Source organism: Nitrosomonas sp. Is79A3, from assembly GCF_000219585.1.
Lineage (GTDB): Bacteria > Pseudomonadota > Gammaproteobacteria > Burkholderiales > Nitrosomonadaceae > Nitrosomonas.
This window is the reverse complement of record NC_015731.1, coordinates 3,039,421-3,055,043: the sequence shown is the minus strand read 5'-3', so window position 1 is coordinate 3,055,043 and position 15,623 is coordinate 3,039,421. Positions and strand designations below refer to the sequence as shown.

Genomic DNA, 15,623 nt, shown 5'->3' with positions numbered 1-15,623 from the left:
GCAAGAAAGCCTTGATGCATGCATTGCGATCAATGCTCTTGAAAAAAATCTCCAAAGATGTGGTTATCATTGGTGCGGGTGCTGCAGGAATGATGTGCGCGATTGAAGCCGGCAAACGGGGTCGCAGTGTGATGCTGGTTGATCATGCCCGTAAGTTGGCAGAAAAAATCCGTATCTCCGGCGGTGGCCGCTGCAATTTTACCAATCGTGATGCCAAGGCCGAAAACTTTCTCTCCGGTAATCCTCATTTTTGCCGTTCTGCACTTGCTCGTTTTACACCCCAGGATTTTATTGCATTGCTTGAGAAACATGATATTCGCTATCATGAGAAAAAATCAGGACAATTGTTTTGTGATGACAGCTCACAGCAAATCATTGATATGCTGCAGCGTGAATGCGCAGCAGTTGGTGTGGATTGGCAGATGCCTTCTCAGCTAAAGCAAGTCGAATATCTCCCAGCAGATAAAGAAACCCGGCATACCGAGCGGAAATTCATACTGACGACTGAACGCAATATTATAGAAGCGAGCTCATTAGTAATTGCCACAGGTGGTTTATCCATCCCGCAAATTGGTGCCAGTGGTTTGGGTTATCAAATTGCGAGTCAATTTAGTATTCGTGTGACGCCCTTACGTCCTGCCTTGGTCGGTTTGACTTTTGCAGTTGAAGACTTTATCAGTTTTAAGGATATTCCAGGCGTAGCGATGGATGCTGAAGTGAGTTGCAGGGGCAACGCATTCCGTGAAAGCATATTATTTACGCATCGTGGCTTGAGTGGGCCAGCTATCTTACAGATTTCTTCCTACTGGCAACCGGGGGAATTAATCCATATTAATCTGTTACCGAACCAGGATGTTCAGCAAATTTTTTTGGCGCACAGACATAGTGCGATGCTGTTATCCAATTTGCTGGCACATTATTTGCCTAAACGGTTTGTGCAGGCGTGGTGTTCAGCAATGTTTGCTCAACTATCTTTGACTGCAAAACCTATGAACCAATATCGTGAAGTTGATTTGCGCCAGGTTGCACATAAACTCCATGATTGGAAGATTACTCCAACTGGAACAGTTGGTTATAAAAAAGCAGAAGTGACGCTGGGGGGGGTTGATACACATGAATTATCATCCAAAACCATGGAATCCAAGCGCATACCAGGTTTGTATTTTGTTGGAGAAGTAGTCGACATGACCGGTCACTTGGGTGGGTTTAATTTTCAGTGGGCTTGGTCTTCGGGTTACGCAGCCGGGCAGGTTGCCTAGATTACTAACAAAATGTCCATCAAAAGTGTTAGCGATCATCTTTCTAGGGTTCTACTCACGCTAATTAGTCGACCCTGAAAAAGTATCAAACGACAGTTGTTCTGGAAAAGCTGCCTGGGGAAACTCTTGCTTACTAAAATGCATGCCCTGGTAGTTTAAATTTCCATCAAGGAATCCGATAAATTTGCAGTTTTCGCCATGGGAAAAAGAGCCAAAAAATGGCCAGCAGCCATTGTTTCAGATTCCAGGCGGCAGCAGCCATCAGCAGGTTGCTGCGATCGCCAATAGCGCCTTTCAGATAGTTCCTCGCCATTCGATAATCCGATTTCAGGTGGCCGATAATGGGTTCAATCGCGGCACGCCTCCTGCACTGTTTCCGCTTCTTGTCTTTCTGGTATCGGGTATCTTTCTTGAGTCCTTTTCCGGGCAAAATGATCTGGGTTCCATTGACTTCACGTTTGCCGCGGTAGCCGCGATCGCATACGGCTTGCTTGGCTGCTTTCCCGCGCGAAATCTCAACATGACGCAGGATCTCTGGTAACGTATTGCTGTCATGCAGATTCTGTTCGTGACTGATTACGCCGACGATCAGATTACCTTTTGCGGTACTGGCGATCGATGCTTGGCTAGCGTACTCATATTGTTTGTGGTCTTTCCCCTTGGCGACACAGTACACTTGCGGTTCATGCAATGAGTAGATCTTGTTCTTATCGTTTTGCTGTTGCCGTAATACGCGCTCATACAATAGAAAGTCCCGTTGATAGCATTCAAACAGACAGTGTTGCGGTAATTCTCTCCTGAGTTCCCGTATCAATACACCTGCAATGGTTCTGAGCCGCTTTAATGCGCGTTTGGCCTTAGCTCTTTTCTTCACGTGCCGGTAGTGCCGAATATCCAGGCGCAGTGACTTCACTTCTTTGACGAAAGTGCGCCGCTGTGAAATGCCGTGGGCGGGGCCAATCTTGTTGAGGCGATTGATAATCTTGATCGCTAGTTTGCTATCCGTCGGGTACGTGATGTTCTTCTCATGCACAGTCGTGTCAACATGAACCACATCTTCCAGCGCCGATTCCCCATGCAAACCAACGCTCATCCGGAAAATCCGCTCTACACCTTGCGCACCTATGCGCTTGCGAAAATGTACTAGCTCCGTACTATGGCAAGGCAGCTTTTGCTGGAATTCTTTCATGCCGCAAAAAGCCTGGTAATAAGGATTGCGCTTCCACTGCAATACTATCGATTCGTCACTCAGATTCTCTAACTGCTTCAGTATCAATAACCCAACCATCAGCCGGATCGGCTTACTCGGCGCACCTGCCGCCGTCGTGTAATGGATGGAAAATGATTCCTCAAATTCTTGCCAGGGTATCGCTGATGCAAGCTTCAGCAACAAATCATTGGGATCAAGTTGCATCAACAAATCTGTTCCAAACAAATTCGGTTGATGAATCGTACTGCTATGTCTTAGCATTTTTAATCACCATTTCGACCAGAAAACACTTGGATATTTTAACATTTCCGGTCGTTATGAGCATTAAGAATCAGATCATTCAAGCATAGTATCAAGTGCTTGTGGATATTTCAGGGCTGACTAATTATACTAATATTATTAGAACCAACAAAAGCAGGGGTTTTTGAATTCGCCGGAGATGTTTACGGGATTGATGTGATAACTCATCCAACTGGCTATGATGGAACAGGGGGAAAACTGATTATAACAGTAGGTATTTTACCTTCCTCACTCCATGCGGATAGGATGGAAATACCTCTTCAGAATGCTATTAACATTTGGAATCAATTAGTGCCTACAACCGGGAATGTAATCACATCAGGAAATAGTATTCCTGAAAATCACTTTGATTTTGAGTCTGTTGCTCTTCATGAGCTGGGGCATTGTATTGGGCTTTCGCATCCCAATTTGGCGTCGGAATCAGGTCTTGCCGATGATAATAAAAATTATACGGCCTCTACCAAAGGCGCCAATAATTTATTTGATTTAAATAGCGGTACTGATGGAGTCATTGGTTCCAGAGATGACATACGTGGCGATGATGTGAATTTATATTGGTTTTTAAAAGGAATTAATAATCCTTTTCTTTTGCCAATAGTGATTGATAAGACAACATATAGTCAGAATCTTGACGATCTACCTTTGCGTGATCAGTATGTAGTCAATGGTGATCGCAGTGTATCGAAATTATTCGGATTGGAGAAAACTGAGGCAGTAATGCAGCAAGGTATCCAAGCAAGCGAGTCAAGGCGTACCTTAACTAGTGATGATGTGGCAACCTTACGTTTGGGTATGAGTGGTCTTGATATGCTTGCAGGGACGAGCGATGACTATACAGTACTACTGCAGTATGTCAGAAGTGTCCGGAGATTTAATTGAATAGATTCAGTTGGTTATTATTTTTCGACATGGTTATTTGCACCTCGGTATTTTTAACCAATTGATCGATAGGTGTTTTCTCGAAAAGAGTCAGGCTTAAAATCTGTAGAATTGTGTAAAGCGAAGCTTCGGTATTGAGCCGCTTTTTCACGATGGCAACCAAGACATAAACCGATATGGCAATCCATATCTGCGTTTTGACTGCGTTCTCAGTAGTTCCGTAGAAACGCTTGATACGAAGATGTTGCTTGATCCACTTGAAGAATAGTTCGACCTGCCAGCGACAACGATAAAGCTGAGCGATGGTCAGCGCAGGTAAGTCGAAGTTGTTGGCTAGAAATACCAGATGCTTGTCGTGTTCTGCATCGTAGAACTTGATACGCCGCAGGTGCTGAGGATAATCCTTGCTAGCCTTGGGAGCCCTTAGGGCAATGGTTTGGTCACAGCGCAGTCCGGTGGATTTGTCCACGGAGCGAGAGTAGACGCGGCGAAAAAGCAGATTGGATTTAGCGCGTGTTACAAAAAATGCTTGTGCTTGGTGCATGGTGTACCAGCGAGAAAAATCGGTGAAGCCCCGATCCATGATGTAAAAGCTGCCAGCTTCGGGTGTCAGGATGTCGAACACATTGACCTCGTGCATCTTGCCATCGCTGATATGAATGAAGGTTGGAATATTGCCGCGCAGGTCAAGCAGCGTATGCATCTTAACGGTAGCCTTGGTGGAGCGGAAGCGTGCCCACGGAAAGACGCTCAAGCACAAGTCAATGGTCGTGGTATCGAGTGCGTAGACCGTTTGTTCCAGCTCGACAGCAAAGCTGTCGCTGGCGTAAAGCTTTCTGGCTGTCTGGATCAGGCTCATCGCGAAATCCATATAGATGCGGCAGTCGCGCTGCTCGTTGGCATCAGCCAACGTACTCTTGGCGATGTTGCCTCGTATGCCCAAATGGTAGAGCTTGGCTTGGTGGGCGCGCAGACAGGTTTCGATGTCGCGCAGACTCTCGCGGTAAGTCAGTTGTGCGAAAGCCATGCACAGAAACTGGTCGAGATGCGAGAACTTGAGTGTTGGATATCGACCTGAATATCTGGCTACGCACTGATGAAACGTGCGCAAAGGCAGGTGCTCCATTAATTGGGCAAACACCAATTTCCCTGCGTGCATATGCAGTCTCCTGACAAAAGTCAGAAGTTTGGCGCAAGTTGAAATCGATTACAGAAAAATATGTCATTTAGTAATGGTCGTTCAACGAGTTATCATGCGACAATTCTCGAATCTCCGGACACTACTGGCAGTATGTAGGAATTACTGAAAATGCAAATATTGTTTTGGTTTTTGATAACAAAACTCCTTTTTCTGCCTGTGAGGTCAGTGCGCAGTATATAGGTGATAATGATTCTCATATTGTCATTAATTCAGGACATATTTCATTCAATAGTGATTATTCATGGTTCTTTAATCAGGAATTGGCTGTTACAGATTCACATCTTCCGGAAGTCTCAGTGGTCGCCAATGGAACATCGGATTTAGTCAAATTAAAGCAAGGTGAAGATCTGACAATTTTGGTTGCGCTAAACCCGAATAAAAGTGTCGGGAATTTGGCCGATTATTGGATCAAGGCAATAACTCCAGCAGGGACGATATATTGGTTCAATGATCAATTTCAATTTGTTGCATCAGAAACACCCATAAGAGTTTTTGGTGGACCCTTAGCGAACATTGCTTCATTTACACTTTTTGATAGCGATACACTTAATCTACCCCCCGGAAAATATATTATCAGCTTTGCAGTTGATAATAATATGAATATTATTCACGATGCTACTTATGAAGATTCGGTCATTATTACAATAAGGCCATAATTTATCTTTGTTTAAGCAGGAAAAATTTGGTTAATATAATGGTTAGTAATGTTTTTATTGGCTATTTTATTAGCTAGTTCTATGAAGTAGTTTATCAATATCAGATGAATTTCGTTGATGCGTTTTGAGGTAATTGCATGATACCCTGATATCAATTTTTCTGGCTAGCAATGAGGTAAATTTGGAAGTGCCTACAGAAAATTTCACAAAATTTTGGAGGAAGGCAATTATCCCTTTACTTATTGTGAGTAAAGGAAAAAGTTTGAATATTGGGGTGTAAGACCATTGGGGAAGGTAGGAGATTTTATGACAAATGACTTGACTTTAAACCCCAAGGTCGACTAGCCTGAGAGGTGTAGCTAAATTGAGAGAAGTAAGCAGGGAAGATTTAGCTGCCGAATTTTAAAGCAGTACTAATTAATTAGTATTAAAAGTGATAAGAAGTAGTAAGAACGGGAAGTAGTTTTGATTAACAGTTAGGAGATAGAAACATGGCAACAACTTATGGCACAACGAGCGCAAGTTCGAGCGCTAACTATGACATGTCGCTGTGGTACGACTCAAAGTACTACAAGATAGGAATGCTCACCATGTTATTGGTGGCGATATTTTGGATCTGGTATCAAAGGACATTTGCATATTCACACGGCATGGACTCGATGGAACCGGAATTTGACAAAGTGTGGATGGGACTGTGGCGCGTACACATGACCCTGATGCCTTTATTTGCTTTGATCACCTGGGGCTGGATCCTGAAGACCCGTGACACGAAAGAACAACTGGACAACCTGGATCCAAAGTTAGAGATCAAACGTTATTTCTACTGGATGATGTGGCTGGGTGTGTATTTGTTTGGTGTTTACTGGGGCGGAAGCTTCTTCACCGAACAAGATGCATCGTGGCACCAAGTGATTATTCGTGACACTAGCTTCACGCCAAGTCACGTAGTGGTGTTTTACGGCTCATTCCCGATGTACATCGTATGTGGCATAGCCTCATACCTGTACGCGATGACCCGTTTGCCACTGTATAGCCGCGGCACATCATTCCCGCTGGTTATGGCAATTGCAGGCCCATTGATGATTCTGCCTAACGTAGGATTGAACGAATGGGGTCATGCATTCTGGTTCATGGAAGAACTGTTCAGTGCGCCATTGCACTGGGGCTTTGTGATTCTGGGCTGGGCAGGCTTGTTTTCAGGTGGTATCGCAGCACAAATTATCACCCGTTACTCCAACCTGACCGACGTTATCTGGAATAACTCAAGCAAAGAGATTCTGAACAACCGGATAGTTCCTTAATCTAGGCGAGATTACCACTCCTGTCTCGAAGAGAGATAGGAGTGGTAAAGAGATTTAAGTTACTTGCAGTTATGGAAACGAAATGTATCGCGACGACGAATTAGCAGCAAAGTAGTAGTAAAGGAATCGTCAAAGAGTTTTCATATTTAATATCACACGAAAAGAAGAAGGGAGGGTCTAGTGAGTAGAACAGACGAAATTTTAGCAGCGGCAAAGATGCCGCCAGAAGCAGTCAGAATGTCCAGATATATAGATGCGGTGTATTTTCCAATTCTCTGTATTCTTCTGGTTGGTACCTATCACATGCACTTCATGCTACTGGCAGGAGACTGGGATTTTTGGCTTGACTGGAAAGACCGTCAATGGTGGCCTGTTGTAACACCGATTGTAGGTATCATGTACTGTGCAGCGCTTCAGTATTACCTGTGGGTAAACTATCGCCTGCCATTTGGCGCGACACTCTGTATCGTATGCCTGTTAGTAGGTGAATGGCTGACCCGTTACTGGGGCTTCTACTGGTGGTCACATTACCCAATCAACTTTGTATTGCCATCAACCATGATTCCTGGTGCGCTGATGTTAGATACAGTTTTACTGTTGACGGGTAACTGGCTGATTACAGCACTGTTAGGCGGTGGTTTCTGGGGATTGTTTTTCTATCCAGGCAACTGGCCGATATTTGGCCCGACCCACTTACCAGTGGTAGTAGAAGGTGTATTACTGTCAGTAGCTGACTACACAGGATTCCTGTATGTGCGGACTGGTACACCGGAATATGTGCGCTTGATTGAACAAGGCTCACTGCGTACGTTTGGTGGACACACCACAGTGATTGCGGCCTTCTTCGGGGCTTTTGTATCCATGCTGATGTTCTGTGTATGGTGGTACTTTGGCAAATTATATTGCACCGCTTTCTACTATGTTAAAGGTGAAAGAGGTCGTATCTCTATGAAGAACGACGTAACAGCTTTTGGTGAAAAAGGCTTTGCACAGGGGATCAAATAATGAATATAAAAAGCATTTTAAAGCTGGGCGTATTAGGCCTGTATGGAGCTGCGATAGGAGCGGCATCACTGGCGGTAACGCTGGTAGTAGACGTAGCACCGGCAGCGGCACACGGTGAACGTTCACAAGAACCGTTCCTGCGTATGCGTAGTATTCAATGGTACGACTTGAAATGGCAACCGAAAGTCACCAAAGTCAATGACATTGCTACCATGACAGGGAAGTTTCACTTAGCAGAAGATTGGCCACGTGCGGTAGGTAAGCCAACACGTGCATTTTTTAACGTAGGAAGTCCTAGCCCGGTGTTTGTACGTTTAAGCACCAAGCTGAATGGCGAACCGACCTTCATATCAGGCCCACTGGAAATTGGACGTGACTATGAATTTGAAGTGAAACTGAAAGCAAGGATTCCAGGACGTCATCACATGCACGCGATGGTAAACATCAAGGACGCAGGACCTATTGCAGGCCCAGCCTCTTGGATGAACATCTCTGGAAGTTGGGATGACTTCACCAACCCAATCACCACACTGACTGGTAAAACCATTGACCTGGAGAATTTCAACTTCAGCAATGGCATATTCTGGCATGTATTATGGCTAGCTATCGGCTGCTTCTGGATTGGCTACTTTGTAGCGAAACCGATGTTCCTGCCACGTAGCCGTGTATTGCTGGCGTATGGTGATGAGTTACTGACATCACCAACGGACAGAAAAGTTGGATTGGCAGTTGCGATCCTGACCTGTGCAGTGGTATGGGGAGGCTATCGTTATACAGAAAGCGTGCACCCATACACAGTACCGATCCAAGCTGGTGAATCTAAAGTAGCACCAATGCCGATTGCACCGAACCCAGTTGCAATCAAAGTAACACATGCTAACTATGACGTACCAGGCCGCGCATTACGTGTGACCATGGAAATCACCAACAATGGAGACTCAGCGGTCAACATCGGTGAATTCACCACAGCAGGTGTACGTTTTGTTAACAAATTGGGACAGCAACACCTGGATCCAGATTATCCAAGAGAACTGGTAGCAACTGGTTTATCAATGGATGACGACAAAGGAATTCAGCCTGGAGAAACCCGTGAAGTTAAGATGGAAGCCAAAGATGCGTTGTGGGAAGTACAACGTTTGATGGCACTGTTGGGTGACCCAGAAAGCCGCTTTGGTGGCTTACTGATGACCTGGGACCAAGAAGGCAATCGCTATATTAATAGTATTGCTGGTGCAGTTATCCCAGTCTTTACCAAGCTATAAGCTTAGTTAAGCATCAACGCCGGTACACCACTGTCGCAAGACAGCCGGTGTACCGGCTTTTTTATCAGTAGAAGAGAACAAAGTAAAATTTAGGGTACTACACAAAGAGAATGCGGACACTAGAAGAACAGGCAAAATTAGAGGCGCTTACCCAAGAGGAGGATTTGTCGTGACAAGACAAATAACACAAGCAGGGATCGCAGTCTTTATACTTGTTATGGCACTTTACACAAATACAGTTAGCGCACATGGCAAAGTTGCCATGGAAGAAGACAGCTGTATGCGCCGGATCGGCGAGAACATGATTCACCTCAGTACCTACCAGCCACAGGTAGATGAAGGCGGACATTATTGCACGGATATACCCAAGGCAGGCAGCACCGTACTCGTTATAGATTTAGTAGATCCAGCATTGCGTGATATGCCAATTGGCGTAAAGGTAATCAAAGGCAGCAAAGCAAGTGAAGGAGAAACCGTCACAAATGCACGACCTGCACTGTATCAAGATGGTGTCATCAGCATGAGCAGCGCGTTGGACCCAGGGAAATATCTCGTAGTGGTCACGGCGGAAGGAGTGCCGCCACTGAACTATGAGTATCACTTGCGAGTAGAAATGATTAATTATGCAGAAGTATTCAGAGCAACCATAGGACCAGCAGTCGGCCTATTGCTGACAACAATACTTGGGTATAAACTCATCAGATCAAGGCGTTTCAGAGACTGGATAGCCTCGCGTCGTGCAAAGAAAAGCTGAATTACACGATGACACCTAAAAGAAAGTCATCATAAACTAACCATTTATCGACAGGAAATTCAAACAATGTCAGCAAGAATAATAGATATAAAGCAAGCAATATTGACAGTATTATTTGCAATGAGCATGATGTTCACAGCGCAAGTACAAGCGCATGGCGGCTTGGCTTTGGCGGAAGATATGTGTGTATTGACAGTAGGGCCCTACAGAATGCACTTTACGGGCTATCAACCCCTCTCACAAGAAGAAGAGTTCTGTGAAGACATCCCGGAAGTTGGAAAAACAGTGATCGCACTGGATTACATCCAAGAAGAATTGCGCCCACTAAAAACGGAAGTACGGATTATTCGTGACACGGGATCAGAAGAGAATCTGGATGCGATAACAGTATTTCATTTACCGCCGAAGGTATACCCAACGGCATCAATAACTGTAGACCATACTTTCCCGGAGAAAGGTAAATTTGTAGGACTGGTGACAGTGACAGGTGGTGCACAGGATTATGTGTCACGCTTTCCATTCTCAGTAGGAGAAGGCCGTCCAACACCTAAATCGGCAATAATTGCACCGGTTGTGCTGGTGCTTGCAATTGGCGTTTTCTTCTATATGCGAAGCAAACGCAAATCAGATAAACAAACTGCAGCTTAAAGTGGTTGTAAATCTGTATTAAGATTTAAAAATAAGCGGGGATTATTGAGCTCATACTCATGAGAAAAGAATGTTGGATATGCCAAAGCTGAAGAATCGAGCAGAAAATAGCACAAGATAACTATCATTAGGGTTTTGGCTGAAAAGGCAGTTGATTTTGTATTTTGTTACATTGCTAGCGATATAAACACTGTTGTTCCAAGTAAACTCCGTGAGTGTGCACGAAGCCTAGTTTAAGTTTGAGTCGCCGCGAAGAGATAGTCTTTCATTCCAGGTTTTCTATTAGAACTTTTTAAGGGGAAAAGATTGGTGCTAATTTCACGGGCAGCGTGAAAGTTATGGATTTATCCCTAAAGCCTTTCGCGCTGACGCATGGAAACTGCTAGATTGATAATTTTTTTGCGACAGTTCTTGGTGATGTAACCTACTTTAGAAATAACTTTATATGCCTCTATACTATTTTCAGTATGAAGTTCGAATTTCAGAAAAATTTTCCGAAATTGCAGGGTAAGTCGCCACTTAATTGCTTTAATAATCCCCAGAAAGCATCAAACTGAAAGTGGTATTGTTCATAGACATATAAATCAATGGGGTGGTGTTTGATATTAAGAGGCGGAAGCAACAGAGAAGCTTGCCGAATCGAAAAAAGATAAAAATATAGTTATCAGAATAATTTTTGCTGGTTATAAAATTATTGCAGATTCATTATAGTATTGATAATACTGTATATATTTATAGTTATCACCGAAACCAATAAAACAGTAGTTTCTGTAATCTCTACCAAGGCACCTGCCGTATCACCCGTTGTTCCGCCGATTCGTTGAATCATAAGATTGCGTAAAAAGAAGAACGTAATGAGTGCAGTCAGTGCTAGTAATAAATAGCGCATATCAGCTATTAGGAACATAAGCATAAATACTACGACTATGATTAAAATACTCAATAGTCGCGGCTGATTGGAAGACAGTGATGAACCTAATCCATTGCTTCTGACGTACGGTGTGGTCAGAAACAGCAGCGGTAATAACGTTCTGGCGAGAGTAATAGCAAATAATAGAGTGATCCATTCGCCAGCAATTATCGTGGTATGTAGCGCTACAAACTTGAGTAGTATGATTACTACGATTGCCACCACACCGGCTGGGCCGCAACTCGGATCTTTCATAATTGCCAGTGTTTTTAATTGATCGCCCATTCCGCCAATCCAAGCATCAGCACTATCCGCTAGGCCGTCCAGATGTAATCCTCCGGTTAGTAATATCCAGGAAGTGATAAGTAATGCAGTAATCACCAGCGGTGGTGTGCCGGTCAACAGCCAGCCCAATCCAATGAGAATGGACCCGATGATCAAACCAACAAGCGGATAGAACAGTAAGGAGTATCCAAGGTCTTTCTCGCTAGGCTGTGTTGCCAGCTGAACGGGTAATCGAGTCAGGAATTGCATCGCAATGAGAAATGGCCTAATCATGTATAAGGATTGGAAATATACAGGTCATGAGGGGGTTCTGTTTGTTCGATACATACATGCTTGATATCTGCATGGTTAACCGAAAATTCTAGCAAACGTTCAAGCGGGTGCTGCTGAAGATGACAAAGAATGATGCGAATTACGCCACTATGCGAAATGAGTAAAACTTTCTTACCGCTGAATTGTTGCTGAATATCCTGCCATGCGGCCAATACGCGCGCTTCGAAATCAAGTAAATGTTCGCTGTTAGGAGGGGGATAATGCAGAGGATTATGCCAGAAACGGGATAAAGCGTCGGCATCGGTTTGCATCAACTCAGAAGCAGAATGATCTTCCCACTCTCCAAAATGAATTTCCTGTATACGGCCATCTTGTGTTACCGGAATGGAATATTGTTGTCCTAGTGCGTGTGCAAAGCTTGCGCAACGTGCTAAAGGCGAAGTGATGATCTGTTGCCACTGGCATGGATTTTCTTCAATGGCGCTCCACATTTGCTTCCAGCCGAGTTGAGTCAGTGGATAATTAGTGCTGCCGCAATAGCGATTATTGTTCTCAGTTTCACCATGTCTGAGTAGATCAATAAAAGTCATCATGGTTTAATGGAGATTAGTTCTTTTGCGAAACCTGGGCTTCTGAGAATGTAGCCATTTCATTATGCAACTTACAGGCCATGAGTATTAGACTGAATGCGATCGCTGCGCCACTACCTTCTCCTAATCGCATGTCTAAATCAATCAACGGCTTTGCATCGAGCGCTTTGAGAATCGTATCGTGTCCGGATTCTGTAGATCTATGGGAATATAAGAACCACTTCTTACATCCCGGCAAAATATGCTCAGCGGTTAATGCAGCAACTGTACTGATAAAACCATCAATTAGCATCGGTAATCCTATTTGCGCACCATGAATATACGCACCGGTCAAAGCAGCAATCTCAAATCCTCCGACACGGCGAAGCGCATCCAAAGGAGAATCGATGATTGGGTTATGCAAAGACAATGCTTGTGAAATGACGTTGATCTTATGTGCGATGCCGTCACTGTCAAGTCCGGTACCGGAACCAGTCAGCATTGCAGGCTGCTCATTCAGTAAGACACACGCCAGAGCAGTGGCGCTTGTGGTATTGCCAATTCCCATTTCGCCCCCGATAAATAATTGTTTGTTATTTTGTTTTGTGCGCTCAATTACCTCAAAACCAACGCTCAATGCTCGATTCAGTTGATTCCATGTCATTGCGGGCTCGTGAAGAAAACTTGCTGTGCCAGATCCCAGGTTGAAATGCTCTACACCCATCAATGACTGCATATCTTGCACTGTTCCCAGATTAATAATCTCAAGCGAAGCCTTCAGAGTGCGAGCGAGAATATTGATTGCACCGCCGCCGTTTGCAAAGTTACGGATCATCTCACCGGTTACCGATTGCGGAAACGCTGAGACACCTTCTGCTGCAATGCCATGATCACCGGCAAATATTGCGATGTGAACCTGATCAACGCAAGGTTTTTGTGTATTTTGCAAAGCGGCCAGTTGAATAGCAATTTCTTCAAGGCGACCGAGAGATCCGGGTGGCTTAGTCAGTTGTGCTTGGCGTAGCTGTGCTAGTCGAGCCATTTCAAGGTTAGGAATAGCTAATGGTATATTCAGCCAGCTAAGGGTAGTTTGTTCGGTCACACACGTTCTCCTTTGAGCATCAAAGGCAATCCGGCAACGGTTAAAACCACTTGCTCGCAGTGGTGAGCAATTTCTTGGTGCAATTTACCGGCTTCATCACAATAGCGCCGACTCAGTTCACCCATTGGTGTGATTCCCATGTTTGTTTCGTTGCTGACTAGAATAAGTTTTCCTGTTAAATGAGGCAGTGCTTTAATCAATGCCGCACGCTCAGTGTCAAATTTTGATGTGTCCGGTTGAATCAATAAATTGGTTAACCAGAGTGTCAGGCAATCGACTAATAAGCAGCTTTTTATATTTGCATTCTGGATCAGAACTGAAGCTAGCTCTAAAGGCTCTTCAATGACTTGCCAATGATCAGGACGTCGCACCCGATGCGCGGTAATTCGCTTTCGCATTTCGTCGTCTTCGATAGTGGCTGTTGCGATATAGGTAACTGGAAGCTGGCTTTCCGTGGCTAATCGTTCTGCCAACCGGCTTTTACCTGAACGGACGCCGCCGAGAATCAATGTTTTGCCTGTCCTCATGATGTTTTCACTGATAAGCTGAGTAAACGATGCAAATATGCAGTATCCAGATATTGATCAACACAATCTGCTAAACGATTAATTTGAACGTCGCGTATCGCATAGTAATCAAGTTTATGATTTAGATTACCTAATCCGGACCAGATTAATAATTCGTCGCAGGCGGGAGGTGATTCAAAAATGCCATGCAGATAGGTTCCCAGTATCAAGCCATCCTCACTGATTGCGCCATCATCACTGTGCGTCAGATGAACGGAAGGTTGATAGTGGGTGTGATAAGTGGTGATGCCTGTATGGATCTCATAACCCGTTATGACTGCATTATTAAAGGCGAATGTTCCCTGCGTGTTACGCAGTAATTTTTCTGGTTCAAGCGTTGTTTCCATATCGAAGAAAGCAAATCCTTGTGCGCTACCGGCGTCACCTTCAAGGCCGTTGGGGTCATGAATATGTTTTCCCAGCATTTGGAAACCGCCACAGATACCTATCAGTTTTCCGCCGTAGCGTAAGTGCCGGCGGATTGCCAATTCCCAACCTTGATCGCGTAGCCAATTTAAATCAGCGCATACGCTTTTGGAGCCCGGTAGTATGATCAAATCGGTAGGTGGAATGGTTTCTCCGGGACCAATAAATTGTAGATTGACCTGTGGATGCAAGCGCAACGGGTCAAAATCGGTGTGATTACTGATGCGTGGTAAAGCAGGGACAATAACTCGAAGACAATCCTGCTCCATAGGTTCAACAAAATCTGTTGTACGCGGTAAAGCATCTTCCGCTTCCAGATGTAAGCCCTGTAGATAAGGTAAAACACCCAATACGGGCTTGCCTGTATATTGTTCCAGCCAGTCTAGTCCCGGTTGAAGTAATGCGATATCGCCACGAAAGCGATTGATGATGAAACCTTGGATGCGCGCCTGCTCACTTTCGCTTAATAATGCCAGTGTGCCCACTAGATGGGCAAAAACACCGCCGCGATCAATATCGGCAATGAGAATCACCGGGCAATCGACAGCTTCCGCAAAGCCCATATTTGCAATATCGTTGGCACGCAGATTGATTTCAACCGGTGAGCCGGCACCTTCCACAATAATCTTGTCGTATTTTTCGATGAGCCGCGAATGCGATTCGAGCGCTGCCTTCAGTGCTATCGATTTATAATCATGAAATCCGCGAGCATCCATGTTGTCGATTGCATGACCATGAATGATGATTTGCGCATTTTTATCTGTATTGGGTTTGAGCAATACCGGATTCATATCCGTATGCGGTGCCAATCCAGCGGCCAAGGCTTGAACTGCCTGCGCACGACCAATCTCTCCGCCATCAACCGTTACAACACTATTGAGTGCCATATTTTGCGGTTTGAATGGCGCAACACTAACACCTTGACGTGCCAGCCAGCGGCATAATGCCGTCACCAGCATACTCTTCCCCGCATCCGAAGTGGTGCCTTGAACCATCAATGTTTGTGTGGTCATGATG

The 15,623-nt window shown here is 44.7% G+C and carries 15 protein-coding genes; 8 read left to right on the top strand and 7 right to left on the bottom strand.

The genetic code is table 11. The features are described from left to right. Positions 1–32 precede the first annotated feature (32 nt). Positions 33–1,259, top strand: a complete 1,227-nt coding sequence (locus tag NIT79A3_RS14265) for an NAD(P)/FAD-dependent oxidoreductase (RefSeq protein WP_348225635.1) — start codon at positions 33–35, stop codon at positions 1,257–1,259. Positions 1,260–1,425: 166 nt separating this feature from the next. Here the strand turns inward: NIT79A3_RS14265 and NIT79A3_RS14260 are convergent, their stop codons facing one another. Then, positions 1,426–2,730: an IS5 family transposase gene (locus NIT79A3_RS14260; RefSeq protein ID WP_013966860.1), complete on the bottom strand. Its 1,305-nt coding sequence runs from the start codon at positions 2,728–2,730 to the stop codon at positions 1,426–1,428. A gap of 195 nt (positions 2,731–2,925) precedes the next feature. Here NIT79A3_RS14260 and NIT79A3_RS14255 point away from each other — a divergent pair, with 195 nt between their 5' ends. Continuing rightward, positions 2,926–3,648, top strand: coding sequence for a peptidase M10A and M12B matrixin and adamalysin (locus NIT79A3_RS14255; protein WP_013966859.1), 723 nt, complete (start codon positions 2,926–2,928; stop codon positions 3,646–3,648). Here the strand turns inward: NIT79A3_RS14255 and NIT79A3_RS14250 are convergent. Beyond that, positions 3,641–4,807 carry an IS4 family transposase gene (locus NIT79A3_RS14250; protein ID WP_013966332.1) on the bottom strand — a complete coding sequence of 389 codons (1,167 nt, stop codon included), beginning with the start codon at positions 4,805–4,807 and terminating at the stop codon, positions 3,641–3,643. The genes NIT79A3_RS14255 and NIT79A3_RS14250 overlap by 8 nt on opposite strands. Before the next feature lie 164 nt (positions 4,808–4,971). Here NIT79A3_RS14250 and NIT79A3_RS14245 point away from each other — a divergent pair, with 164 nt between their 5' ends. The 6 genes from NIT79A3_RS14245 (at position 4,972) to NIT79A3_RS14220 (ending at position 10,475) form a co-directional block, all read left to right on the top strand. Continuing rightward, entirely contained in the window at positions 4,972–5,505 is a 534-nt protein-coding gene (locus tag NIT79A3_RS14245) for a hypothetical protein (protein ID WP_013966858.1), read from the top strand. A 491-nt stretch (positions 5,506–5,996) separates the two neighbouring features. After that, positions 5,997–6,806: a methane monooxygenase/ammonia monooxygenase subunit C gene (locus tag NIT79A3_RS14240; RefSeq protein ID WP_013964653.1), complete on the top strand. Its 810-nt coding sequence runs from the start codon at positions 5,997–5,999 to the stop codon at positions 6,804–6,806. A 180-nt stretch (positions 6,807–6,986) separates the two neighbouring features. Beyond that, positions 6,987–7,811 carry a methane monooxygenase/ammonia monooxygenase subunit A gene (locus tag NIT79A3_RS14235; RefSeq protein WP_013964654.1) on the top strand — a complete coding sequence of 275 codons (825 nt, stop codon included), beginning with the start codon at positions 6,987–6,989 and terminating at the stop codon, positions 7,809–7,811. Further along, complete coding sequence (locus tag NIT79A3_RS14230; RefSeq protein ID WP_013964655.1) at positions 7,811–9,073, top strand: methane monooxygenase/ammonia monooxygenase subunit B; 1,263 nt, start codon at positions 7,811–7,813, stop codon at positions 9,071–9,073. The genes NIT79A3_RS14235 and NIT79A3_RS14230 overlap by 1 nt, the downstream gene beginning before the upstream one ends. Positions 9,074–9,242: 169 nt before the next feature. Then, positions 9,243–9,827, top strand: a complete 585-nt coding sequence (locus NIT79A3_RS14225) for a hypothetical protein (RefSeq protein ID WP_013964656.1) — start codon at positions 9,243–9,245, stop codon at positions 9,825–9,827. Between the two features lie 66 nt (positions 9,828–9,893). Then, complete coding sequence (locus NIT79A3_RS14220) at positions 9,894–10,475, top strand: hypothetical protein (RefSeq protein ID WP_013964657.1); 582 nt, start codon at positions 9,894–9,896, stop codon at positions 10,473–10,475. Between the two features lie 691 nt (positions 10,476–11,166). Here the strand turns inward: NIT79A3_RS14220 and NIT79A3_RS14215 are convergent. The 5 genes from NIT79A3_RS14215 to NIT79A3_RS14195 are packed head-to-tail and all read right to left on the bottom strand — an operon-like array spanning position 11,167 to position 15,619. Beyond that, positions 11,167–11,943, bottom strand: coding sequence for an adenosylcobinamide-GDP ribazoletransferase (locus NIT79A3_RS14215; RefSeq protein ID WP_013966857.1), 777 nt, complete (start codon positions 11,941–11,943; stop codon positions 11,167–11,169). Next, positions 11,940–12,536, bottom strand: coding sequence for an alpha-ribazole phosphatase family protein (cobC, locus tag NIT79A3_RS14210; RefSeq protein ID WP_013966856.1), 597 nt, complete (start codon positions 12,534–12,536; stop codon positions 11,940–11,942). The genes NIT79A3_RS14215 and cobC overlap by 4 nt, the downstream gene beginning before the upstream one ends. 13 nt (positions 12,537–12,549) lie before the next feature. Next, positions 12,550–13,614 (bottom strand): nicotinate-nucleotide--dimethylbenzimidazole phosphoribosyltransferase, encoded by a 1,065-nt coding sequence (gene cobT / locus NIT79A3_RS14205; RefSeq protein WP_013966855.1) that lies wholly within the window; start codon positions 13,612–13,614, stop codon positions 12,550–12,552. Continuing rightward, positions 13,611–14,141, bottom strand: a complete 531-nt coding sequence (cobU, locus tag NIT79A3_RS14200; RefSeq protein WP_013966854.1) for a bifunctional adenosylcobinamide kinase/adenosylcobinamide-phosphate guanylyltransferase — start codon at positions 14,139–14,141, stop codon at positions 13,611–13,613. The genes cobT and cobU overlap by 4 nt, the downstream gene beginning before the upstream one ends. Next, positions 14,138–15,619, bottom strand: a complete 1,482-nt coding sequence (locus NIT79A3_RS14195) for a cobyric acid synthase (RefSeq protein ID WP_013966853.1) — start codon at positions 15,617–15,619, stop codon at positions 14,138–14,140. The genes cobU and NIT79A3_RS14195 overlap by 4 nt, the downstream gene beginning before the upstream one ends. Positions 15,620–15,623 lie beyond the last annotated feature (4 nt).